21 protein-coding genes are annotated in these 24137 nt (G+C 63.1%); 8 read left to right on the top strand and 13 right to left on the bottom strand.

What is annotated here, in order from left to right; translation table 11 throughout:
* Nucleotides 1-3 precede the first annotated feature (3 nt).
* The gene (locus AC1DVN_RS08920) at nt 4-2016 is read right to left on the bottom strand and encodes an MFS transporter (protein WP_477993723.1); all 2013 of its coding nucleotides are present in this window, start codon (nt 2014-2016) and stop codon (nt 4-6) included.
* 178 nt (nt 2017-2194) lie between these two features.
* On the opposite strand from AC1DVN_RS08920, the gene AC1DVN_RS08915 reads away from it, so the two are divergent.
* Genes AC1DVN_RS08915 through AC1DVN_RS08905 form a run of 3 tightly spaced genes read left to right on the top strand, consistent with a single transcriptional unit; the run spans nt 2195 to nt 3484 of the window.
* Complete coding sequence (locus tag AC1DVN_RS08915; protein ID WP_003941743.1) at nt 2195-2389, top strand: DUF1918 domain-containing protein; 195 nt, start codon at nt 2195-2197, stop codon at nt 2387-2389.
* A 57-nt stretch (nt 2390-2446) separates the two neighbouring features.
* Nucleotides 2447-3070, top strand: coding sequence for a TetR/AcrR family transcriptional regulator (locus AC1DVN_RS08910; protein ID WP_019748839.1), 624 nt, complete (start codon nt 2447-2449; stop codon nt 3068-3070).
* A gap of 57 nt (nt 3071-3127) precedes the next feature.
* A complete protein-coding gene (locus AC1DVN_RS08905) occupies nt 3128-3484 on the top strand; it encodes a PLD nuclease N-terminal domain-containing protein (protein ID WP_019748838.1) in 357 nt (118 codons plus the stop codon).
* A gap of 1 nt (nt 3485) precedes the next feature.
* On the opposite strand, the gene AC1DVN_RS08900 is transcribed toward AC1DVN_RS08905, so the two are convergent.
* Entirely contained in the window at nt 3486-4376 is an 891-nt protein-coding gene (locus tag AC1DVN_RS08900; RefSeq protein ID WP_477993722.1) for a LysR family transcriptional regulator, read from the bottom strand.
* Between the two features lie 83 nt (nt 4377-4459).
* On the opposite strand from AC1DVN_RS08900, the gene AC1DVN_RS08895 reads away from it, so the two are divergent.
* The gene (locus AC1DVN_RS08895) at nt 4460-5356 is read left to right on the top strand and encodes an EamA family transporter (RefSeq protein WP_047890064.1); all 897 of its coding nucleotides are present in this window, start codon (nt 4460-4462) and stop codon (nt 5354-5356) included.
* A gap of 34 nt (nt 5357-5390) precedes the next feature.
* Here the strand turns inward: AC1DVN_RS08895 and AC1DVN_RS08890 are convergent, their stop codons facing one another.
* On the bottom strand, nt 5391-5984 hold the full coding sequence (locus AC1DVN_RS08890; RefSeq protein WP_264612949.1) for a TetR/AcrR family transcriptional regulator: 594 nt from the start codon (nt 5982-5984) through the stop codon (nt 5391-5393).
* A 55-nt stretch (nt 5985-6039) separates the two neighbouring features.
* On the opposite strand from AC1DVN_RS08890, the gene AC1DVN_RS08885 reads away from it, so the two are divergent.
* Nucleotides 6040-6459: a PaaI family thioesterase gene (locus tag AC1DVN_RS08885; protein ID WP_020908051.1), complete on the top strand. Its 420-nt coding sequence runs from the start codon at nt 6040-6042 to the stop codon at nt 6457-6459.
* Between the two features lie 6 nt (nt 6460-6465).
* Here AC1DVN_RS08885 and AC1DVN_RS08880 read toward each other — a convergent pair whose 3' ends face one another.
* The 5 genes from AC1DVN_RS08880 to AC1DVN_RS08860 all read right to left on the bottom strand — a co-directional run bounded on the left by AC1DVN_RS08880 (nt 6466) and on the right by AC1DVN_RS08860 (nt 14429).
* Nucleotides 6466-7395 carry an NADP-dependent oxidoreductase gene (locus AC1DVN_RS08880; protein WP_047890062.1) on the bottom strand — a complete coding sequence of 310 codons (930 nt, stop codon included), beginning with the start codon at nt 7393-7395 and terminating at the stop codon, nt 6466-6468.
* 66 nt (nt 7396-7461) lie between these two features.
* A complete protein-coding gene (locus AC1DVN_RS08875) occupies nt 7462-8274 on the bottom strand; it encodes a mycofactocin-coupled SDR family oxidoreductase (RefSeq protein ID WP_019748832.1) in 813 nt (270 codons plus the stop codon).
* A gap of 94 nt (nt 8275-8368) precedes the next feature.
* A complete protein-coding gene (gene treY, locus AC1DVN_RS08870; RefSeq protein WP_172932064.1) occupies nt 8369-10726 on the bottom strand; it encodes a malto-oligosyltrehalose synthase in 2358 nt (785 codons plus the stop codon).
* A gap of 13 nt (nt 10727-10739) precedes the next feature.
* Nucleotides 10740-13079, bottom strand: a complete 2340-nt coding sequence (glgX, locus tag AC1DVN_RS08865) for a glycogen debranching protein GlgX (RefSeq protein WP_021344539.1) — start codon at nt 13077-13079, stop codon at nt 10740-10742.
* 57 nt (nt 13080-13136) lie between these two features.
* Complete coding sequence (locus AC1DVN_RS08860) at nt 13137-14429, bottom strand: adenosylmethionine--8-amino-7-oxononanoate transaminase (protein WP_020908047.1); 1293 nt, start codon at nt 14427-14429, stop codon at nt 13137-13139.
* Between the two features lie 38 nt (nt 14430-14467).
* Between AC1DVN_RS08860 and AC1DVN_RS08855 the strand changes: the two genes are divergently transcribed.
* The 3 genes from AC1DVN_RS08855 (at nt 14468) to AC1DVN_RS08845 (ending at nt 17786) form a co-directional block, all read left to right on the top strand.
* Nucleotides 14468-15613: an 8-amino-7-oxononanoate synthase gene (locus tag AC1DVN_RS08855; protein WP_019748828.1), complete on the top strand. Its 1146-nt coding sequence runs from the start codon at nt 14468-14470 to the stop codon at nt 15611-15613.
* Nucleotides 15610-16293, top strand: coding sequence for a dethiobiotin synthase (gene bioD / locus AC1DVN_RS08850; protein ID WP_021344538.1), 684 nt, complete (start codon nt 15610-15612; stop codon nt 16291-16293). The genes AC1DVN_RS08855 and bioD overlap by 4 nt, the downstream gene beginning before the upstream one ends.
* A gap of 80 nt (nt 16294-16373) precedes the next feature.
* Entirely contained in the window at nt 16374-17786 is a 1413-nt protein-coding gene (locus AC1DVN_RS08845) for a GGDEF domain-containing protein (protein ID WP_346343208.1), read from the top strand.
* A gap of 59 nt (nt 17787-17845) precedes the next feature.
* On the opposite strand, the gene AC1DVN_RS08840 is transcribed toward AC1DVN_RS08845, so the two are convergent.
* The 5 genes from AC1DVN_RS08840 to AC1DVN_RS08820 all read right to left on the bottom strand — a co-directional run bounded on the left by AC1DVN_RS08840 (nt 17846) and on the right by AC1DVN_RS08820 (nt 24136).
* A complete protein-coding gene (locus AC1DVN_RS08840; protein ID WP_477993721.1) occupies nt 17846-19228 on the bottom strand; it encodes a tripartite tricarboxylate transporter permease in 1383 nt (460 codons plus the stop codon).
* Nucleotides 19225-19731 (bottom strand): hypothetical protein, encoded by a 507-nt coding sequence (locus tag AC1DVN_RS08835; RefSeq protein ID WP_477993720.1) that lies wholly within the window; start codon nt 19729-19731, stop codon nt 19225-19227. The genes AC1DVN_RS08840 and AC1DVN_RS08835 overlap by 4 nt, the downstream gene beginning before the upstream one ends.
* Nucleotides 19732-19792: 61 nt before the next feature.
* Nucleotides 19793-20761 carry a hydroxymethylglutaryl-CoA lyase gene (locus AC1DVN_RS08830; protein WP_080910802.1) on the bottom strand — a complete coding sequence of 323 codons (969 nt, stop codon included), beginning with the start codon at nt 20759-20761 and terminating at the stop codon, nt 19793-19795.
* A gap of 5 nt (nt 20762-20766) precedes the next feature.
* On the bottom strand, nt 20767-22056 hold the full coding sequence (locus AC1DVN_RS08825; protein ID WP_020908041.1) for a hydroxymethylglutaryl-CoA reductase, degradative: 1290 nt from the start codon (nt 22054-22056) through the stop codon (nt 20767-20769).
* Nucleotides 22057-22162: 106 nt separating this feature from the next.
* Nucleotides 22163-24136 (bottom strand): helix-turn-helix domain-containing protein, encoded by a 1974-nt coding sequence (locus AC1DVN_RS08820; RefSeq protein ID WP_195791341.1) that lies wholly within the window; start codon nt 24134-24136, stop codon nt 22163-22165.
* Between the last annotated feature and the right edge of the window lies 1 nt (nt 24137).

Here is a 24137-nt window from a genome sequence, read left to right as displayed (position 1 = left end):
TGCTCATACTGTCGTCAACGGCTCGGCATCGACGGGTACGTCGAAGTCGACGACGGTGGACTGCGCGATGACCGCTATCTGACGAGCCAATGTGCCGTGTCCACTCTCGGTCAGCGCGGTCAGGATGTACCGGCCGGATGTCGGGAGTGCGATTCCGTAGTGCCCGGTTCCGTCGGTGACGGTGGATGCGACGAATTCGCCGGTCGGTTTCGTGAGTGTGACGACGGTTCCCGAGGTTGTTCGGCCGTCGACTCCGACCTTGCCGGAGATGGTGAGGCGGTCACCGAGTTCGACGGTGTGCGTCGATTGCGCGCTGTCGAAAGCGATCACCTGCGACCGAGGGGACCAGCCGTCGGCACTCGTCACTACCAAATACCGTCCGGGCCGGGGTAGTGCGAGGGAGAAGTTGCCCTCGTTGTCGGCGCGACTCCAGTCGATCGGTCGCCCCTCCATATCCATCACGGTGACAACAGCCTGCCGGATCGGTCGGCTGTCGGCTCGGACCACACGACCGGCAACCACAATTTCCGTTTCGGACACGGCGGCATCGGGAAGCTCGAACCCTTCCGGGGTCACCGGGCGAAGCGCCGTTTCCGGTTTTGCGCCGCGGCGAGGAATGAACGCAGCGGCAGCGGCAGCAGCCACGGCGGCGAGGGCGGCCAGCCAGAAGATGTTCTTGAAGGCGTCGATCGACGGAAGGCCCTCGCCCGGCCCGGACGGGATGACCATCGAGGTGAGCATGGCGGCAACCACTGCACTGGATGTGGACGTACCGACTGAGCGGAGCAGCGAATTGAGGCCGTTTGCCGACGCGGTTTCGGTGATCGGAACCGATCGCATGATCAGCATCGGCATCGCGGAGTAGGCGATTGCAGTTCCGATGCTGACCACCGCCGCGCTGATGATGATCAGTGCTATCGAGCCGGTCAGGAACACGCGCGCGATGTAGGCGAGCGCGAGCACAGTGCCGCCGACGATCAGGGTGATCTTGGCTCCGAATCGTTTCGTGATGTTCGCGGAGACGGGAGCGAAGAAGACCATCGCGAGGCCTGCCGGAATCATGCACAGTCCGGCCGCCATCACTCCCAGTTCGAAGCCGTAGCCGGAGATCTTCGGCATCTGGAGTTGTTGAGTGGTGGAGAGGTTGTTCGCATACATCGAGAAGCCGACGAGGATCGAGGCGACGTTGGTCAGGAGAACGGGCCGCTTGGCCGACGTTCGCAAGTCGACCATCGGCTGGGTGACGCGAAGTTCGTACGGGAACCACAGTGCGAGCGTCACGATTCCGATGACGAACATGAGCAATGTCAGTTCGCTCGTCCATCCCCAACGGGCGCCCTTGGAGATGGCGAGGAGGGTCGCCGTGAGTGCTGTCGAGAGCATGACCGCGCCGAGGAAGTCGAATTTGCCGCGGGTGCGAACACTCGATTCCGGGACGACGGCGGCTACCGCGATGATCAACAGGACGCCCACGATTGCCGAGAGCCAGAAGATGGCGGGCCAGCCTAGATGCTCGAAGATCAACCCGGACAGGGGGAGCCCGAGTGCGCTGCCGATTCCGAGAGTGGCACTCATCAAGGCTGTTGCCGACGCCACCTTCTCCTTGGGCAGTTCGTCGCGCATGATGCTGATTCCGACGGGGATCATCGAGATCGCGAAGCCCTGGAGGCCACGTCCGATCAGCAGGGCGACAAAGTTGCCGCCGATCGCCGCGACCAGTGATCCGACCACGATCATCATCATCGAGATCAGCATCATGCGTCGTTTTCCGAACATGTCTGCCAGGCGGGAGACGATCGGAGTGGCGACGGCGCTCGTGAGGAGTGTGACGGTGACGAGCCAGGAGGCGTCGTCAGCGCTGACGCCGAGGATTTTCGGGAAATCGGGCAACAACGGAATGACCATCGTTTGCTGCAGCGCGACCACGGTGCCGGAAAGACAGAGAATTGCGGTGATGAGCCGACTTGAACGGCGAGTGGTCGGAGACGAGTGCAATGCCAAGAGACGGTCCTTCACGCGGCGGTGGTGAACGGGAATTCACCCATGAGTGAACCACTGTTCACCCCTCGCTGTCACCTTCGGTGAATATGCGATTCCTCACGACGGCAACCCGCCCAGGGTTTCCAAGTCGGTATCGCGGGAACAACGTCAGTGGTTGGTCTGCGCCCGCGCGAGCGGGCAGCGAGGAGGAGTGATGCATGCCGAAGTGGGTGACCGTCTCCATGTCCAGGGACGCGTGGTTGGGCAGGCGGAGGTAACTGCCGAGGTCCTTGAAGTCCACGGGGAGGACGGAGGGCCGCCCTATCTGGTCAGGTACGACAACGGGCACGAGGCGTTGGTGTTTCCCGGTAGCGACGGCTGGATAGATCACCCCGGAAAAGGGTCCTGAACTGCACGATTCTTTCCATGCATGGCCGTTGCATCGAATGCGGCTAAAGTGTGCGCAATGGAGGGCAGACGCCAGTACCACTCCCGCGTGCGTGAAGCTTCCGCACAGCGAACGCGTGAACTCATTCGTGATGCGGCGACGACCTTGTTTGTCCGAGACGGATACGTCAGTGCCACCGTCAAACAGATTGCCGACTCGGCCGGCGTCGCCAATCGGACGGTGTTCACAGCCTTCCCGGGCGGGAAGCTCGAGATCTTCGAAGCGGCCCTCGCCGCGGCGCTCGATGCCGACGAGGTTCCACTCGGCGCGCCGAACCTGGCCTCGGACCCCGATGACGTTCGCCGGATCGTCTCCCAGATCGTGGCACAGGGCATCGGACTGCTCGAACGTGCCGGCGCTCTGATGATGGTCGCGGTCGAATCGTCAGGTGCGGATGCCGACATGCGGCGACTGTCCGAGGAATCGTCGGATCAGTCGGCCGTCAATGCGATGTCGATAGCCGAGGGTCTGTCCGAGCACGGATTGTTGAGGCCCGAGATTTCGCTCGAGAAAGCCGCGGGCATACTTGCCGCTTTCGTCTCGCCTCAGCTTCATCAGCAATTGCGTCGGGTCAGTGGATGGGATGTCGATGCATACCGAGGATGGCTCGAGTTCAACATTCGCCAGAATCTAATGTACTAATCGGTCTGTTTTCGTTAGCATGGCGAGGGTTTTTTATTCTCGGGAGGAATCGCCAGCGTGCCCTATGCCTTGTTCGGCCTCATCACGATGTTGCTGTGGATTTTCTGCATCGTCGACGCCATCACGAGAGATGACGCCTACATCCAGTACCTACCCAAGGTCGTCTGGATTCTGATCATCATCTTCCTTCCCACCTTGGGGTCCGTTCTGTGGCTGGTGGTCGGGCGCGGACAGAACGCGCCCCGCGGTTACGTCGGCCCAACCGGTTACGGCGAATACGAGCGTCCGGGACGCGCCGTTGCGCAGGATCCGGCGGCGGACGAAGCATTCTTGCGTCAGTGCCGCGAGCGGGCGGAAGAGCAGCGTCGAATTGCCAAGCAGCAGCGCCGCGACGGCGACGCTGATCGGATTTGAGTTATCGGTAGTCCGTGAGGCGGTCCAGCACGAGCCGAAGCGGCGGCCACGACGATCGGCCGCGACGCGTCACCGCATAGGCGGTGAGGATGACAGGCGGATCGGTCAGCGGCATGACGCGTACGCCTTCGCGGGTCTTGCGTTCGAGTGGCATCAGCCCCACGCCGTAACCACTGAGGATCAAGAGTTCGACCAAGTCGAGACTGTCGATCTGGTGAGTGATCCGAGGGGTGAATCCAGCCAGTGACGCGAGGGTTCGCACGGCCCGCTCGTCGGCTGTATTTCGCGAGTTCACTATCCATGGTGTGTCTGCGAAGGCACGGAGATCGATCCCGGATTTCGTGGACTCGTCGGGTGTGTGGGCGTTGTCGGGAACGCATAATCCCCACGGCGTCGACCAGAGCGGTAGTGCTTCGAGTAACGAGCTCGGGGATGCGGGGGCGAGGTTGTAGTCGTACGTCAGCGCGAGGTCCAGGTCATCTCGTTCGAGTAGGGCAAAAGCCTCGGCCGGTTCGTACTCGCAGATCACCACGTCTAACTGTGGATGGCTGTGTTGCAGGCTCAGGGCGACGGGGAGCATCGCGGTTCTGACGGCAGTAGCGAATCCGCCGACTCTCAATGTCCCCTCCGGTTCGGCGGTCGGATCGAGGTCCAGGCGAGCTGCATCCACGGCTGCCAGGATGGTGACGGCATGATCGGCGAGTCGTTGACCGGCAGGCGTGAGGCGAACGCGTCGGCCTTCCGGTTCGATCAATGAAGTACCGGTTTCCGCGGTCAAAGCCGCGAGCTGTTGGGACACTGTCGATGTCGTGAGGTTGTGAGCTTCGGCGACCGCGCGCATGGAACCCAAGCGGGAGAGTTCGAGGAGGAGATGGAGTCGACGGGTTTCCATCGTTCGATCATTCACTAATCGTGAACATAATGTAGGTCAAAATCGCGTGGACACGAACGGTTGGCGTCCCGTTCAATTCAGCTATGGATACGAAAGCGCGGGCCGGAGTGGGCCTGGCTGTTCTGGCGATGTTGTGCGTGCAGCTCGGACTCGCCGTGTCGGTGGGTCTGATCGATCAGCTCGGAGCAGACGGAGCAGCGTGGATACGTCTCGCCTGGGCGGGCATCATTCTTCTGATCATCGTCAGGCCCCGTCCCTCCGCGTTCACTCGCAAAGCGTTTCTGGCCTGCGTGGTCCTGGGTGTGGTCACCGCCGGCATGACGCTGTTGTTCATGGCGGCCGTCGAGCGTCTTCCTCTGGGAACGGCAAGCGCGCTGGAGTTCTTGGGTCCGCTGACGGTTGCTTTGCTCCGGGGGCGTGGCCGCGTTCTGTGGCCGGTTCTGGCAGGCGTGGGCGTAGTCCTTCTCACCGAACCGTGGGCAGGGACAGTCGATATGGTCGGTGTGGCGTACGCACTTGGCGCGGCGCTCTGCTGGGCGATGTACATACTGCTCACCCAGCGGGTCGGCGACGAGGTTGCCGGTATCAACGGGCTGGCGGTGTCGATGGCGGTTGCCGGGTCGGCCGCGACAATTGCCGTGGGCCACTCGGCCATTGGGCGGCTGACCCCGCACCTGGTTCTCGTGGGCCTCGGACTTGCGATCTTGCTGCCCGTCGTGCCGTTCGTTCTGGAGATGGTCTCACTGCGGCGGCTGTCGACGGCAGCATTCGGCACGCTGATGAGTCTCGAGCCCGCTTTCGCGCAGCTCATCGGTCTTGTTGTGTTGCAACAAGTTCCGAGTGTTCTGGCAGTGGCAGGTATCGCATGCGTCGTCGTCGCGGGGATCGGCGCGGCCCGCGGTGGTGCTCGGGGTGGTGGCGGGATGCCGGCAGGCCCACCCTCCGATTCCGAGCGAACGTACCTTTCGGCGCCTTCATGAGACCGAGAGTGCCGTTCGCTCAGGGTGTGTCGGCTCAGTGCACGGCTGCCGCAGCGATTGCTCCGGCGTACACGTCGGCGACCTCGCCGAGGGAGTCGAGGATCGGTTGACCTGATCGTTCGACGCGAGCCCGCACCAGCGAACCCTCGAGTGCGGACACTGCCAGGACGGCAAGCCGTTCCGCTCGAGTGCGTGCGACACCGGACTCGATCAGTGAGTCGCGCAGTAGCGAAGTCCACTGTCGGTAGACCGCCTGCCCTGCGGCTGTCACGCTCTCCGAATCGGGGGCAAGTTCCAACAACACCGTCGTGATCGGCGAGCCTTCGTGGAAGTCCGAATCGCTCACCCATCCAGCGAGCAGCCGCGCATACTCGCGCAGCAGTGCTCCGGCGTCCGGATGGTTGTCGGCGAGTTCGGTCAGAGTGTCGGTGACCAACTGCCCGCCGACGCGGACGACCTCTTCGCCGATCTGCTCTTTGCCGCCGGGAAAGTAGTGGTAGAGCGAACCTTTCGGGGCGCCGCTCGACTTGAGGATCTCGTTGAGTCCCGTAGCCGCATACCCCTGGCGGCGAAACAGATCGGCTGCAGCTCGTACCAGTGCTTCGCGGTGTTTAGGGGGAGTCGCCACGAGTTGGAGCTTAAACACCCCAGCGATCCATCACAATCTATGTAGACTGGTCTACATGGAAAATTCGGAAATGCTGGAACAGTTGCGCGCAGTCAACGCCTCGGCGGCCTTCAACCGGTGGGCCGGATTCGAAGTGACGGAGGCCGAACCAGGCCGTGTCTGCCTGCGGCTCGAATGGCGTGAGGATCTCGGCCAGTACTCGGGACACTTGCACGCTGCGCTTGTGGCGGGACTTATCGACACGGCGTGCGGATTTGCTGCCTTTACACAGGTTGGTGTCGTGGCGGCGTCCAACTGCGCGGTCAATTTCGTGAGCCCGGGAGTAGGAACGGCATTCGTCGCCACGGCACGCTCGGTCAAGGCTGGGCGCAAGCAGGTGTTCGTCACTGCCGAGGTACATGCCGAACGCGAAGGCGAATCCGTGCTCGTCGCGTTCGGCACTACCCTCTTGGTTCCACTCGCCGTTCAGGCTTAGGGAACCTCAGGGAATGAGGATGAACTTCCCGGCGGGATGAGAACTCTGCAACTCGGTGTGAGCGAGGGTGACGTCTGCGAGCGGGAAGGTCTTGGCGATCTTCACGGTGAGGTGTCCCGACCCGGCTTGTTCGACCAGTTCGGAGCGAGCCTTCAAACGTGCTTCGGCACTTGCCGGATTGCCTCCGCCGACAGACGCGAAGCCGTCGGTCTGGGCGCGTCCGAACGCGACGATGGTGACGACACGGCTCTTGTCGGCGACCAATGCCAGAGATGTATCGACGGCTTCGTCAGTTCCGGCGGTGTCGAAAGCAGCGTCGACACCGTTCGGTGCGAGTTCACGAACGCGGGCTTCGAGGCCCTCGCCGTAGAGCACCGGCGTGGCGCCGAGCGAGCGCACGTAGTCCTGATTCGATGCTCCCGCAGTGCCGATCACGGTGGCACCGCGTGCTGCGGCGAGCTGAACCGCAATAGCGCCGACGCCACCGGACGCGCCGTGGATGAGGACGGTGTCCCCGGAGCCGACGCGAATGGTGTCGAGGGCATCGACTGCAGTTCCGCCGACGAGAAGGAGTCCGGCCGCCTGTTCCCAGCTGATGCCGGCGGGCTTCGCGGTGATCGAGGAGACCGGAACGACTACCTGTTCGGCGTAAAGACCGTTGCCGGGGCTGACGATCACTTCGTCGCCGACTGCAACACCGGTAACGCCGTCGCCGACCGCCGAGACGACGCCCGCTGCCTCGCCGCCGAGGCGGATCGGAAGCTTCTCGGGATCAGTGCCGAAAGCACCGCTGTAGAGCTTGAAGTCGAAGGGATTGACGCCGATCGCCTTCACGTCGACCAGGACTTCGCCTGATTTCGGTGCCGGTAAATCGATGTCCACCAGCTCCAGGACCTCGGGCGTGCCGTACGTCTGCGCTACAACAGTTTTGGTCATGTCTCGCGCAACCGTCCTCGGGGAAGCGATATTCCCCGAGGACGGGAAAAACTCGAGAAGATTCGATCAGCGGATCAGGGTGCCCAGATCGAGCGGCATCGCGATGCCGGTGATGTGATGGGCCTCGTCGGAACCGAGGAACGCGACGGCTGCGGCGATGTCCTCCGGCTGGCTGACCGGGTCTGGCAAGGTCTGCATGAAGATCGGACCGAGGGTGTGAGCGTTGGCGTCGATGAGCGGCCGCATGTCCGTCATCTGCATTCCGGTTTCCACGCCGTGCGGGTGGATGGTGTTGACCCGAATGTTGTACTGCCCCAATTCCGAGGCCATCGTCTTGGCCAGACCGGTGATGCCGTGTTTGCTCGCGACGTAGTGGCCGAGGAAGGGGAGCCCACGCAGGCCGGCGACGGAGCTGGTGAAGATGATCGAGCCACCGGTGCCTTGCTTGATCAGGTGCGGGATCGCTGCCTTGGCGGTGTGAAAGACGCCGGTCAGGTTGACGTCGAGCGTTTCCTGCCACTGCTCGGGCGTGATTTCCCAGGACATGTTGGCAGAACAGATTCCGGCGTTCGCGACGACGACGTCGAGGCGCCCCAGTTCGTCGATGCCGGCATCGAGCGCCGCGGACAGCGCAGAGAAGTCGCGGACGTCGGTCTTGGTAGCGACAATTCGTCGGTCCAGAGCCTTGACCAGTTCGACTGTCTCGGCCAGGTCGTCTTCGGTGGCGCCGGCGTAAGACGTGGATTCGAATTGAACACACGCGTCGACGGCGATGATGTCTGCGCCCTCTTCTGCCAGCCGGACAGCTTCCGCCCGCCCCTGACCGCGGGCTGCTCCGGTGATGAAGGCAACTTTTCCGGTGTATCGATTGGCAGTCATGCTCAAACCTCCGAATAGTGGTGACGATCTGCTCTTCGGAAGTTAGCGCGACGAAGTTCTTTTCGGGGGTGAATGTCCAGTCAGCGGAAACCGCTCAGCACACCCTGGTCAACAGGGCACATGGTCCGTCGGCGAAGACATCGCGCGCATCTGCGGACGTGACGGGTTGTCCGCTCAGTGCGTCGAGCCATTCGCCTTCGGGAAGGTCGATTCGTGTGTCTCGCCAGCCGTGCGACGAGAGTCCGAGCGAATGTCGCGTCGCCAGAGCAACGACCATGGGCGGATCACCTGCCGGGCCGCGCGAGAAGCCGACCAGATGACCGGATCCGGAACCTGAAGCGAAGACCGGCCGGTACTCACCGTGATCGAACCACGAGGGGTTCTCCCGCCGCAGTGTCAGTGCCGTGCGAACGAGGTGCAACTTTGCGGTTCCTGTTGCGTCGATCGGCGCGGCGCCGGATTCGAGCAGTGATCGCCTCGTTCCGTAGTCGACAACGCGCCGGTTGTCCGGGTCGACCAGCGAGTCCTCCCACAGCTCCGTGCCCTGGTAGACGTCGGGAACTCCGGGCCCGAGGAGTTGGAGCAGCTTTTGGCCCAGAGAGTCCGTCCAGCCGTGACGCGCGATCCGGCCGACGAATTCGCTGACCGAATCAGCGACAGGTCCGTCGAACACCTCGTCGATCCAGCGGTGCACTGCCGACTCGAAGCCGACGTCCGGATCGTTCCAGGAAGTCCTGGCGCCGGACTCGCGGACGGCTTTCTCCGCATAGGCGTGTAAACGCTCGCGCAGCTCTGGAACCGAGGACGCGGGGCGACCGTCCGCCGGCCACACGCCGATGATGTTCTGCCACAAGAACAATCCGGTAAGCGGATCAGGGCTGGGGCAGACGTTTTCCCAGTCGCGAATCAGCCGGGACCACAGGGTCGGCACCTGAGACACAACACCGATCCGTGCCCGCACGTCCTCGCCGCGTTTGGTGTCGTGAGTGGACAGACTCGTCATCGCCCGCGGCCACCGCTTCGCTCGGTCCGCGTTGTGGAGATGGAATTCGGCGACGGAGACGGCAAGTGATGCCGGGTTGCCGCCGACTTCCTGACGTGAGACCAGTCGCGCCGTCCGATAGAAGAGTCGATCTTCGACGGACTTAGCCATGACGGCGCCGCACACCTGCTGGAAGCGAACCGCCGCTTCACAGCCGTTCACCAGGGATTGCGCCAGCACGTTGAACGCCGCTTCATGCCCGGGCGCCAATTCGTGCATGTCGCCGACGATGCGAGCGGCCAAACCGGCGAGGGGACTGTAGTCGGATCGATAGACCGGCATCCGAGCGATCGCGACGACGACTGCGTCGTTCAGTTCGGTCTCGCTGCAACGACTTCCGGTTTCGCGTCGGATTGCGCGCACGAGTCTGCGAACCTCGGGTGCAAGGTCACCGCGCCCGGTGTCGCGTTTGAACTGACGTTCGGTGTGATGCAACCACGTACTGTCCCCGTCGTCGCCGGTCAGATCTGCCGAGAGTTCGGTCAATTCGAGTTCGGCGGCGGGATCGACGAAAATGCCGCCCAGTTGATTGAGTGCGTCGTATCCGGTAGTGCCGTCGATCGGGAGCAGCGGATCGAGTGGTTCCGTATGGCCGAGGATCTTTTCGATCACGAGCCACTGATCTGGTCCGATCAGTTCCCGCAGGCGACAAAGGTACTCCGCCGGATCGGCGAGTCCGTCCGGGTGATCGATGCGAACGCCGTCGATCAGTCCTTCGTCGACCCACGACTTCAATTGCCGATGGCAGAGTTCGAAGACTTTGGGGTCCTCTTGGCGCAGTGCAGCGAGTTCGTTGACGGCAAAGAACCGTCGGTAGTTGATGATTCCGGCGTTCCACGGTACGAGTCGGTACGACTGCCTGGAGTGGACCTCCTGTGGAGATCCGGGTTCGGTGCCGGAGGCGACAGGGAAGCGGTGCTCGTAGAACGCGAGAAGTGTTTCCTCACCGTCTTTCTCGACAGTCAGTGCGTCGAGATCGTCCTGGCTGCCCAGCACCGGGAGCGAGAGTTTGCCGTTGGCCCCGTTGTCGTCTGCCCAGTCGATGTCGAAGAAGTCCGCGTACTCCGACGACTGCCCGTGCGTGAGAACGTCCCACCACCAAGCATTTTCGCGAGGTTTGGCGACACCGACATGGTTGGGGACCAGATCGACGATCAGGCCCATCCCACGTGATCGAACCGCGCGCGATAACTCCACCAAAGCCTCGCGGCCACCAAGTCCTTCGGACACGGTCGTCGGATCGGTGACGTCGTAGCCGTGCGTCGACCCGGACGTCGCAGTGAGGATGGGGGAGAGATAAAGATGTGAGACCCCCAATGCCTCGAAGTAGTCCACCTGTGCGGCCGCATCACGAAGAGTGAATGCATCCGGTCGCAACTGCAGTCGGTAGGTGCTGGTTATCGGGGCCATGTGCACGTCTCCCTCAGGCGGTTCTGCGAAGTACCGTCAATGCTCGCGCTTTTACATCCAATGTTGTTCCGGCCTTGATCACGGTATCGCTCTCCCCGGTGGGGACCGAGGTGTCGAGTACGACGGTCCACTCCGACGCGTAGTCCGCGTTGGGGGTGGAGAATTCGAGATCTTCGTAGTGAGCGTTGAAACACAGGAGGAACGAATCTCCCGTGACACGCTCGCCGCGGTAGTTCGGTTCCGGGATCGCGTCGCCGTTGAGAAAGACGGCCAACGACTTACCGAAACCGCTGTCCCAGTCGGCCGGAGTCATCTCCTCGCCCGACGGCGTGAGCCAGGCGATGTCTCGGCCCTGATCGCCACTTCGAATGGGTCGGCCCTCGAAGAATCGACGACGCCGGAAGACCGGGTTCTTGGCGCGCAAGGCAATTGCGCGCTTGGTGAACTCGACGAGGTCCGCATTGGTTTCCGCGAGAGTCCAATCCATCCATGACAGTTCCGAATCCTGGCAGTAAACGTTGTTGTTACCCTGCTGAGTTCGGCCCATCTCGTCGCCGTGAGCAAGCATCGGGGTGCCCTGGCTGAGCATCAGCGTAGCCAGGATGTTTCGGCTCTGACGTCCACGCAGTTCGAGGATTTCGGGGTCGTCTGTGGGGCCTTCGACGCCGCAGTTCCAGGATCGGTTGTGCGATTCGCCATCGTTGTTGTTCTCGCCGTTGGCTTCGTTGTGCTTCTCGTTGTACGAGACGAGGTCGTGCAGGGTGAAACCGTCGTGGGCGATGACAAAATTGATGCTCGCGCCGGGGCGACGTCCGGTCGCCTCGTAGAGATCAGAGGATCCGGTGAGGCGGGAAGCGAACTCGCCCAGCGTTGCCGGCTCACCACGCCAGTAGTCGCGGACGGTATCGCGGTACTTACCGTTCCATTCGGTCCACAGGCCTGGGAAGTTGCCGACCTGGTAACCGCCTTCGCCGACGTCCCACGGTTCGGCGATCAGTTTCACCTGACTGACGATCGGATCCTGTTGCACCAGATCGAAGAAGGCGGAAAGGCGGTCCACGTCGTGCAGTTCACGGGCGAGTGTCGAGGCCAGGTCGAAGCGGAAACCGTCGACATGCATTTCGGTGACCCAGTACCGCAGCGAGTCCATGATCAATTGCAGGGTGTGCGGATGACGGGCATTGAGGCTGTTGCCCGTTCCGGTGTAGTCCATGTAGTGCGCTTCGTCGCCGTCGACCAGTCGGTAGTAGGCGGCGTTGTCGATTCCGCGGAAGCTGATGGTCGGCCCCATGTGGTTGCCCTCGGCAGTGTGGTTGTAGACCACGTCGAGGATCACCTCGATACCCGCCTGGTGGAAACTGCGCACCATTGCCTTGAATTCCGCCACGGCCGCATCGGGTTTGGCGGCCGAGGAGTAGTCGGTATGTGGAGCAAGAAAGCCGAAGGTGTTGTAGCCCCAGTAGTTTCGCAGTCCCTGATCGAGCAGCACCTGGTCGTGCATGAACTGATGGACCGGCATCAGTTCGATCGCCGTGACACCCAGATTGGTGAGGTGCTCGATGATCACCGGATGCGCGAGTCCGGCGTAAGTGCCGCGCAATTCCTCCGGAACTCCGGGGTGCGTCGCGGTCATACCCTTGACGTGCGCTTCGTAGATGACCGTCTCGTGGTACGGACGCTTCGGCGAGCGGTCGGACGCCCAGTCGAAGAACGGATTGATGACGACGGTCGACATCGTGTGACCGAGCGAATCATGTTGGGGGAAAGGGATGGTAGCGGGTTCGTCGACGAGTGGTTCGGGATCGAAGGGTTCGGGCTCGAGGCTCTCGTCCGATTCCTGATCGCCCGTGGGTGACACGTCTTCGAGGCCCACCTCGCCCGATTCGGCTTCCGAACTCGTTTCGTCGGTGGCTTCTTCCGGCTCCACGGCAGGAGTTTCGTCGTCTCCAGCAGGTTCGGGGTCCGCCGCCGACTCGACGTCGTACGAGAACAGTGAACGGTCTCCGTCGAAGTCTCCGTCGAACGCTTTTCCGTACGGGTCCAGCAGGAGTTTGCTCGGATCGCATCGCAGACCTGCGGCCGGATCGTACGGCCCGTGCACGCGGTAGCCGTATCGCTGGCCGGGGGACACGGACGGAAGGTACGCATGCCAGACGTAACCGTCGACCTCGTCCATCCGAATGCGGGTTTCGGTGCCGTCCTTGGCGATCAGGCACAGTTCGACGGCTTCGGCGACCTCGGAGAAGAGCGAGAAATTGGTCCCCGCGCCGTCGTAGGTGGCACCGAGTGGGTACGCACTGCCAGGCCATACCGGGATGGGAGTGGCTGAGGGCGCGCTCGGCGGTTGATCCATGAATCAGACCCTATCGGGTGCAGCCGATCGAATCTTGTCGACTGTCTACGCCACTGATCACCGTTTCGCCTGGCTGCGGGCGGTTGCAAGCATTCCGGCTGTGATCTGTTCCACCTCCGCGTCCGAACACAGGTACGGAGGCATCGCGTACACGAGGTTGCGGAACGGTCGAAGCCAGACCCCGGCGTCGACGGCCGCATCGGTGGCGCTCTGCATCTCGACCGGCTGCTCGAGTTCGATCACCCCGATTCCGCCTTTGACTCGAACATCCACCACCCCGGGAATTGTGACGGCTTCGGCGAGGCCGCGAGTGAGGCCACGTTCGAGGGTTGCGACATCACGCCGCCAGTCCATTGCGAGCAGAAGTTCGGTCGACGCGACCGCGACAGCGCACGCGAGTGGATTGCCCATGAAGGTGGGGCCGTGCATCAGTCCGCCGCCCTCGCCGGCAGTGATGGTCTCTGCGATCTCCGTGGTGCACAGCGTTGCCGCCAGACTCATGTACCCGCCGGTCAGTGCCTTGCCGACGCACATGACGTCGGGACTGACGCCGGCATGATCGGCGGCGAACAGTTCACCGGTGCGTCCGAATCCGGTCGCGATCTCGTCGAAGACCAGGAGGACTTGGTATTTGTCGCAGAGGTTACGGAGGTCGATCAGGTATGCGGGGTCGTGGAAACGCATTCCGCCGGCGCCTTGGACTACCGGTTCGACGATCACCGCTGCGAGGTCCTCGTGATGCTCGGCCAGCAGCGTTTCCAACTCCTGCACGTATTCGGGGAGATAGTCCGCCGGGGGAGTCTGCGCGAAGACCTGAGGGCGAAGGACGTCGGTCCAGAGAGAGTGCATGCCGCCGTCGGGGTCGCAGACGCTCATGGGGGTGAATGTGTCGCCGTGATATCCACCGCGCCAGGTCATCAAACGATTTTTCGACGGTTTTCCGAGGCTCCGCCAGTACTGCAGGCACATCTTGACTGCTACTTCGACGGCCACCGAACCGGAGTCGGAGAGGAACACCTTGTCGAGGTGAGGTGGTGTGATGTCGACGAGCAGTCGCCCGAGGCGAGCGGCGGGTTCGTGCGTCAGTCCGCCGAACATGACATGACTCATCTTGCCCAGCTGCCGTGCAGCAGCAGTGTCGAGCACGGGATTGCGGTAGCCGTGAATGGCGGCCCACCACGAGCTCATTCCGTCGACCAATCGGCGGCCGTCGGAGAGCGTGAGGGTAGCCCCCTGGGCAGAGTCGACGATCAGCGGACGAGTCGACGCGGGAAATGATCCGTACGGATGCCAGAGGACATCGGCATCGATGGCGGAGACGTCATGGGGATCAAGTCCGGTTGTGAGCACGGATGCACCCTAACCATTGAGTTGAACGGTGTTCAAGTATGGTCGGAAAAGTGAACACCTCGCTGAATTGGCTCACTGCCGTCGAAGCGGACCGTAGGGCCGCTGGACTGCGTCGCGAACTCCGTCCTCGCACGGTCGACTCCCCGTTGATCGACCTGGCGTCGAACGATTACCTTGGACTCGTGCGGCACCCCGACGTGATCGAGGGTGCAACGGCGGCTCTGCGTCGTTGGGGCGCGGGCGCCACGGGTTCGCGTCTGGTCACCGGCACCACCACCGAACACGAACTGCTCGAAGTCGAACTGGCCGAGTTCGTCGGGGCGGACTCCGGACTGGTCTTCTCGTCCGGCTACACAGCCAATCTCGGCGCGGTGACGGCGCTCTCGGGTCCCGGATCGTTGATCGTCTCCGATGCGGGATCGCATGCCTCACTCGTGGATGCCTGCCGCCTGTCACGTGCCCGGGTTGCGGTAGCTCCGCATTCGGACGTGAGCTTTCTCGCCGACACGTTGCGCAGCAGAGTGGAAGAGCGAGCGCTGGTCGTCACGGATTCGGTCTTCAGCGCCGACGGAGACCTCGCGCCGCTGCGGGAGATGCATCAGGTGTGCCGCGAGTACGGGGCGATCCTGCTGGTCGACGAGGCGCATGGCATCGGTGTGCGCGGTGCCGGTGGACGTGGACTCGTCCACGAGTCGGGCCTGGCGGGTGAACCTGACGTCGTCGTGACGGCAACGCTGTCCAAGTCGCTCGCCAGCCAGGGCGGAGTTGTACTCGGCGACAACAAGATTCGCGCGCATCTCATCGACGCGGCAAGAACGTTCATCTTCGATACCGGTCTCGCTCCCGCCGCTGTCGGCGCGGCCAGAGCTGCACTCGCGGTACTCCAGCGCGAGCCGACGCGAGCGCTCGACGTCCTGGCCCGGGCATCCGAACTCGCCGACGTCACCGGTGCACCGTCGCCTGAATCTGCTGTCGTCTCGGTCGTTCTCGGCGATCCGCAACGGGCGTTCGATGCCGCGTCGGCGTGCCGGGATCAGGGGTTGCATGTCGGTTGCTTCCGCCCGCCGTCGGTTCCGGAAGGAACGTCACGGCTGCGCCTGACCGCACGAGCGACGCTGTCCGCATCCGAGATGGAGCAGATCGCTCTCGTACTGCGCGACGTCTTGGCCGGTGCCCGAGCATGAGCATTTTCCTGGTGACCGGAACGTCGACCGACGTCGGAAAAACAGTGGTGACAGCCGCATTGGCATCGGTGGCCTTGCAGTCGGGCAAGTCGGTTGCAGTGCTCAAACCGGCCCAGACCGGCGTCGACGTGGACGGTGCGGGTGATCTGGCCGAGATCGAGCGTCTGACCGGGGGCGGCGTGACGGTGGTCGAGTTGGCGCGGTATCCCGAACCTTTGGCGCCGGATACTGCTGCACGTCGAAGTGGTCTCCCGTTGTTGGCGCTCGACGACGTAGTCCGAGTTGCTCGCGACCTGGACACCACCCACGACTTGACCTTGATCGAAGGTGCCGGCGGCTTGCTGGTTCGGTTGGGTGTGGACGGGTTCACCGCGCGCGATCTCGCCGCAGCTCTGGCAGCACCGGCAGTGCTGGTGGTTGCGTCCGGCCTGGGCACGCTAAATCACACCGCTCTGACCGTGGAAGCGCTGGGTGCATCCGGTGTGGAATGCGCCGGGTTGGTGATCGGTTCGTGGCCGCAGGAACCGGACCTCGCCGAGAGATGCAATCGCGAGGATCTTGTCTCGGTCAGTGGTGTTCCCCTTCTCGGGTTGATGCCTGCGGGAAGTGGCAGCGAGAGTGTCCAAGAGTTTGCTCAGACCGCTTGGGGCGCGCTCGGTAAGTCTCCTTTGGCCAACTGACGCCGTAACATCCGATTTGTCTGCATCGATAGCCAAGGCACAGTGGGGCGAATTGCGAGTAGGTCAGCCGAATGTAGGTGGTGAGCACGGTCGAAAAGTCGTTGTCGTCATCGGCCGTACGTCGCGCACTGCTTGTCGGCGTAGTCGTCTTCGCCTCGTGCCTGGTCGGAATTCTGAGCCGCCTACCGGGCACGCTTGCTGTCTTCTGGCCGGCCAATGCGCTGCTTCTCGGGATTCTCTTTCGATCGCCGCGCTCGGCCACACCGCTCACCTGGATCTGCGCTGCAGCCGGCTACGTTGGAGCCGACCTCATCACGGGCGGGGCGTGGGAGTCCACGGTGTGGCTCAACGCGGCCAACATCGTCGGTGTTGCGAGTGGCTTTTACGCCTTCCGCTGGGTGGGCGGCGACGATCGTCGACTGACCAGTATTCAGTCCGTCGGCTATCTCGTGTCGATGACTGTCGTGGCCGCGTCGATGGCGGCGCTCGTGGGCGGAATCGCGAACCGCGTGCTGTTCGGCGGGCAGTGGTGGGACGGCTGGTTGCTCTGGTTCTCGAGTGAGTTCGTCAACTACATGACCATCGTCCCGTTGGTGCTGAGTTTCCCTTCGCTTCGGCGGGTGGATCGAGACCCGAAAGCTGTTGCCACACTTCTGCGTCGATCAGTTGTTCCGACAGCGCTGCTGGCCATCTGCATCATCTTGGAGTGGGTGATCGGCGGCGCCGGAGCGATCGCGTTTGCCATGCCGGCGCTGGTGACTGCCGCTTTGCTCACCAATGTCTTTGTCACGTCGGTGCTCACCGCCGCATCAACTGCCTGGACGTTGGTACTGACGGCCGACGGGCATCTCGGATTGTCCAGCGAAGGCGTCTCGCCCGTCAGTGCGTCCGTCCAGATCGGATTGTCGTTGCTGGCGGTAGCGCCGATCGCGGTGGCGTGTGTGATCCTCGAGCGCCGCCGCGCGCTCGAGGCACTCACACAGGCCGTCACCCACGACGATCTCACCGGTGCGTTGCGCCGGGACGAGTTCTTGCGGCGAGGCGGCAGCGTGACGGGTGCGCCCGATCCGCGTCGCCACTCTGGTCGTCCGGTGAGCGTCCTGATGATGGATCTGGATCACTTCAAGATGGTGAACGACAACCTCGGCCATCGCGCCGGCGATACCGCGTTGGTGAGTTTTGCCGATCAGGTGCGGCGGAACCTCGATGACAAGCATCTCTTCGCCCGGTTGGGCGGTGAGGAGTTCGTCGTACTGATGGCCGGCGTCGATCTCGAGGGTGCGACCGAAACGGCCGAGATGATTCGACGCGCACAAGCGGAGAATTCGTCGGCGGTATTGGGTGAACTCGGGCCGACGGTCAGCATCGGCGTCGCATGTTCACCCCACGGCGACGCAGACCTGACGCAATTGGTCGATTGCGCTGACGAGGCGTTGTACCGAGCGAAGAAGCTGGACCGGAATCGAACCGTGGCTCTCACGGTCGGTAGCTGAAGAAACACGTGCGGACCCACATTCTTGCGGGTCCGCACGTGTTGGTGGAATCCAGCGAATCAGAACAGATTGATCAGGGCAGGAACGCTGAACAGCGCCACGTAGTAACCCATGAACAGAACACCGCCGTGAATCTTGAACAGGCGCCCGAGAAGGCCACCGACCAGGCCGACCGTCACGGTGATCAGAAGCCCGAGGATGCCGCCCTCCCAGATGCTGATGACCACGACCAGTCCCGTGAACACCGCGATCACAGCTTCGTGACTGATGTGCTTGACCACCGCTGACGCAGCGCGGTACGCGTAGTTCATGGCAAACGGGTACGCGATGACCGTTGCCGTGACCACTGCGAGCAGTCCGTAGAGCAGGAACTCCCACTGCGTCAGGTACGTGGAGAGATTGTTGATCACTCCGGTTTCCTGATTGGTCTCGAAGACCGGCGGAGCGTTGAACAGAGGGGCCGCGGGACCTGCTGCCAGCGGGCTGAGCGGAAGGCCGAAGGCCACGAGAGGGATGAGGGTTTCCGCGATGTAGGTGGATTCCGTCGTACCGTTCTTTGCCGAGACCATGGTGGTCAGTCGGTGATATCCGTTCTTGATCCGCGCACCTACCAGCTCACCCATCAGAACTGTCATGGCGACGGGGCTGAAAACGAACGTTGCGCTCGACACCGTGGAAGCGGCTGCGGTGTAACCGATCTGCTTGCGATCGAGGACCTTCAGAGGATTGGGGAAGTATCCCTTCCATCCTTTGATGTCCGGGGCCAGTGCGACGGTCTTGGGTTCGCTGCGTTCCATGTCCTYGCGGCTCGACGGCCCCAGGGTCAGCGCGAGGTCGGCGATCAGCGGCCCGACCGCAATGGCCAGGAAGTAGCTGATGTTCAGCGACACATCGTAATTCGACGTCAACGCGCGGGCGCCGAGGATCAAGATGACAAACGGAACGAGGGCGACCACCCCGGCCCAGCGGCCTGGTGAGGCATAGGCGATGCCGATGGCGGCGACCAGGAACAGCCACGGTGCGATCGACTGAACGGTGTCGGCGAACGGCGCGAGGATGGTCGCGAACAGGACGGCAACCGGCACGGCGACGAACGCCGAGATCACTGCTCCCGAGATCGCCTTGCGGAGTGCGATGTGCGGGATGCCGAGTGAGCGCATCATCTGCGCTTCCGGCAAGAGCGGAATCGCCATCGTGTCGCCGGGAATGCCCAGCAGCATCGTCGGCACCGCATGCGTCATGTGTTTGGCGATCGCACCGGAGAGGAAGAACGTGAAGACTGCCGCCGGGGGAGCGCCGAGCAGAATCACGAGCAGAGTCAGCGGTGCGATGGTGGCGGTCTCGTCCGTGCCGGAGATCAATCCGATGAACGTGAACGCGACAGCACCGATGATGCCGAAGAGAACGGCGATGAGAATTTCGTTGGTCAGAACCGAACTCATGCGCGCCCACCGTCCTTCGGCGGGTTCGAGGGCGATGTCTTCGAGGCCTGTGCGTGCTCGGCCTCGGCAGCGGCGAAGTGGTCGTACAGACCGAGTTCGCGAAGTTCCTGTCGACTCTGCTCCGGAATGTCGGCGAGAGTGCCCAGACCCTGACGCTGCTCACTCATCGTCGTGATGACACCGTCGATCGACTCCGCGTCGGCGGCGGCCAAGGCGACTATCCGCTTCGGCTTGATGAAGATTCCGCAGACGACGCCGGCGAGCAGGCAGGCAGCGATACCGACCAGCAGGCTGTACGCCTGGGCCAACGACGGTTCGCTGACGACCCGTTCGAACAGAGACTGGGCCGCAAGCAGAGCCRAGGCGCCCACGACACTGCCGACTGCGACGGAGAYCGCGAGGTGTCGACCGTTGACAGTGTCGCCCCAGACTTCGAGGTATGTCTGCTGATCGGTCGGCGCGGTTGTGGTGGTCGGCGTCGTTGCCGACTGCGGTGGTGACATCAGTCTTCTCCAGTGTCATGCATGGCAGGGGGTCGTACAGGGAGGGGCTTGCTTGCGAGTGTCAGGTGCGTGCTGCGCGGAGGGCGGTGACGACTCGGGACGGACTCGAGTGTCCGATCTGTTCGGCCATCCAACTACTTGTGTCGGTAAGGGAATCCAGGTCGATGCCGGTGTCGATCCCGAGGCCGTGGAGCATCCACACCAGATCCTCGGTGGCGAGATTCCCGGTCGCGCCCTTGGCGTACGGGCACCGTCCGAGACCACCTGCGGAACTGTCGAATTCGGATACTCCAGCGGTCAATGACGCATAGACGTTCGACAGCGCCTGGCCGTAGGTGTCGTGAAAGTGCATGGCGATCTGCGATGTGGGGATGCCACGTTCTCGGAGGGCGTCGAGTAAGGCGAGCACATGGCCAGGTGTGCCGACGCCGATGGTGTCGCCGAGTGAGAGTGACGTGACACCGCTGTCGACCAGGGTCTTCGCGATGTCGGCGACACGTTCGACGGGCACAGTGCCTTCCCAAGGGTCGCCGAAGCACATCGAGATGTAGCCGCGGACGGGAAGTCCCAGAGCTCTTGCGGCGGCAGTGACCTCGGTGGCCGCGGCTATAGCGCCGTCTACCGTCGAGTTGAGGTTTCGTTTAGCGAATTCCTCTGTAGCGCTGACGAATACTGCAACTTCACGCGCTCCGGCGGCAACGGCCCGCTCGAGACCCTTGCGGTTCGGGACAAGAACGACCGTACGTACCGAGTCCGGCAGGTGCAGCCGATCCATCAATTCTTCCGCGTCCGCGAGTTGCGGGATCCATCGAGGTGAGACGAAGCTCGTCAATTCGACAGTGCGGGAACCGGCCGCGACGAGGCGTTCGATGAACTGGGCTTTCGTCTCGGTCGGGATCACCGCCGTCTCTGCTTGAAGTCCGTCGCGTGGCCCGACTTCGTAGATCCGGACCGAGGTCGGTAGTCCCGGCGCCGGCACTCGATGAGGCGCCGGCTTCCACACTGGTGATCCTGCAACTGTTTCGGTCATTGTCGTCAGTTTCCGCCGCGGATCTCGGTGAGAACCTTCTCGGCATGTTCGACGCGAATGCTCTTGTCCGCGATCAGGCGTGCGACCACGGCGTCGATCTCGCTCTTCTGCGCTCCGGCGGTGGCAGCGATGTTGCGGGCGTGCAGTCCCATGTGTCCGCGTTGGACACCTTCACTGGCCAGAACGCGGACAGCGGCCAGGTTCTGCGCCAGACCGACTGCCAGGATGATGCCGGCGAGTTCCTCGGCGCTCTCGACGCCGAGCATCTTGATTGCGGCCTGCGCTACGGGGTGCACTTTGGTGGCCCCGCCGACGAGGCCGACCGGCATGGGCAGCTCGAGGGTGCCGACGATGTTTCCGTCGGCATTCTTCTCGAAATGCGAGAGCGAGGAGTAGATTCCGTCGGCGTTGACTGCATGGGAGTGGCATCCGGCTTCGACTGCGCGCGTGTCATTTCCGGTAGCCAGCACTACGGCGCTGATGCCGTTCATGATGCCCTTGTTGTGCGTCGCGGCGCGGTAGGGATCCAGCTCCGCCAAGCGCGCGGCATGGATCAGGTTGTCCACAACCTCTGCGCCGCCGATCAATTCGGCGTCGAACACGGCGCGCACGCGCGTCAGCCGCAGATCGGCCTTGTTGGTGAGAATGCGCAGGACGACGTGTCCGCCGCCGATCTCGGCGACTCGATCCGCGATTGCCTCGGCCATCGTGTTGACGGCGTTGGCGCCCATGGCATCTCGTACGTCGACATGAAGATGGAGGACCACGTAGGTGGCCTTGTCCGAAGGAACGATGCGAACCGAAATGTCCTTCACACCACCGCCGACGCTGACCAACTTCGGGTCCTGCTCGTTGGCGAGTGCAATGATTTCCTCGCGAGCCTCGAGGAGTCGGATTCGGGCGGCCGCCGGATCCACGACGTCGACGAGTTGTATCTGGGCCTGCATGATCGGCGGGGTGCTCGAGACGTGAAAGCCGCCGAGTCCGCGTGCGATGCGGGCAGCGTTACTCGCGGCTGCGACTACCGATGGCTCCTCGGTGGCGAGAGGGATCAGGTAGTCCGTGCCGTTGATCGTGAAGTTGGTGGCGACGCCGACCGGGATGCCGATGACACCGACTACGTTCTCGACCATGCGATCGGCCTGATCGATGGTGAGACCGTCGGCAGCGTCGTAGACCGCGATGTCTGCTTCGGTCAGGTCCGTCTGGCGGACGATCTCGGCGCGCCGTGCGGCGACATCGTAGGACCGGAAATTGGCGATACGGCTATTGATAGACCGACTGTTGATTGACACGGGGGGTGGTCCTCCTGAAGTGATTCTGTGCTCCGCTTCACAGTAGGGAGGGTGATGGCTGCCAGGCCACGTGCTCAGGGCACATCGATCGGTCGAAATTGTAGTGTCATGCACCACCGTCTTTGTCGACGGTCTCACCCCCGGCCTCTTCGGCGCCCACTTGCCGAAGCTCGTCGAGCCTCGTCGCCATCGACACCCGAAAGAAGTTCTCGTCTTCACGCCACGAGTGACCGAGGAGCGTGCGGATGCGCTCGAGACGCTGAATGACGGTGTTCGGGTGATAGTTGAGGGCGCGGGCAGCCTTGGTCGGGCTTCCTTCGTTGCGCACGAGGGCGCGCAGGGTCGCAGTGAGATCGGTGTCCTTGTCGCGGTCGTAGGCGAGTACCGGGCCGATCACGTCATCGATGAACTGATGAAGTGATTCCGGATTTTCGCCGAACAGAACGGTGTACGGCAGATACGACGCCGTCGTGACCGCGCCGTCGGTCTTGCCCAACGCCGAGAGCAGGCGAGCAGTACGCAGGGCAGAGGTGAAGCGCGCCGGGAGGTCTTCGGGACGCTCCGCCGTTGCCGGCGCAATCACCACGGCGTGAGGTCCCACCGAACCGGTGATCTGGCGGTGAACGACGGTCGCCGCGGCTGCCGGGTTCCCCGAGCGCGAGACCACCGCGATCAATCCGGCGTGCTGCGACGCCAAAGCCCCGACCGGCAAACTCTGCCCGATTGCGCGGAGCGCAGCGGTGCGGAGTTCCGGAGCAACCGACACCACGAGGACGGTATCGAGTTCGCCGAGGGAGATGCCGAGGTTGCGGGTCCGACGTTCGAGATCGCGCCTGCGCTCGGGCGCAGTGCTCAACAGATCGGCGACCAGTTCGTCACGTGCGCGCCGATCCGCTGCTGCCGCCGCCGTGTGTTGCAACACGAGGATCGCAGTAACCTGAGCGGCCCGTTCCACGGTCCTGAGTTCGACAGGTCCGATCGGCGCGTCCGAACGCTTCAGCAAGATGGCCCCGAGGAATGATTCGCCGGCGGTGATGGCGCTGACGAGTTGGATCACGGTTTCACTGTCATCGGCGACAAACGTGCATCGGCCGCTTCGGCGACTCTGGTCGATGGCCTCGGACACGGCGCGAGGTAGAGACAACGGCACCGTCGTGATCTGCTCGCCCGAGGATTTGACCAGAGGGCGTAGCTCACTGTCGACCACGACGGTGCCGCGCTCGAGTGCGCTGCTGAGGGTTCGTGCAACCTGGGCGTATCCGCCGCCACGGAGAACGGCGTGGATCAGATCCTGGTGGACGATGTTCGACTTGTCGCGCGCGGACACGTGCTCCCGCAGTTCGTCGAGTGCTCGCCCGGTCTCGGCGGCGGATTCCTCGGCGCGGTCGAGCGCCCGCGCGGTTTGCAGGACCACCGAGGCATGATCCGCCAGCGCCGAGAGCAGGGCTATCTGATCGGCAGTAAATCGTCGTTCCCGGCGGTCGGCGGCAAACAGGACTCCGAGGATCTGGCCGTCCGAGAGCATCGGCACGCCGAGAATCGCCACCAGACCTTCGGCGACTATCGCGGCGTCGACCACCTCGTCGTGACGCGACTGCGTGTAGTCGCTGTAGTTCTGAACCCATTGGGCTGCTCGAGATTCGGCAATCGCACTGACCAGTCCCGCGCCGGCGGGAACCTGTAGATGCTGTAGTTCCGGCGAGACGGCGCCTGCTGTCTTTCGAACATTCAGATCTCTGGTGACCACATCGAACTCGGAGAGGTACGTGACGTCGGTGCCCATGATGTCGTGTGCTCGGTTGACGAGTCGCTGGAGCAGAGTGTCCACGTCGCGAACTTGCGCGAGTTCACGCGCACTCGAGTAGAGGACCGCCAATTCGTTCTCGCGACGGCGCAGTCGGCGGAATTCCGACCGACTGGCCCGGATGCGGGCCGCGGTCTGCGTGATCTCCGTTGCGCCGAGGCCGAATTCGGAAAGTACCTGTTCGACATGTTCGTCACCGACGGAGTCGGACGTCACGTCGAACAGCGCGGCAATCTCGTTGGGTTCTGAGTCGGAGTCTGAATCAGGGGCGGTCACA

This window comes from Rhodococcus sp. P4_E4 (assembly GCF_056401575.1).
Note: the sequence above shows the minus strand (reverse complement) of the source record. Positions and strands in the feature narration are given on the sequence as shown.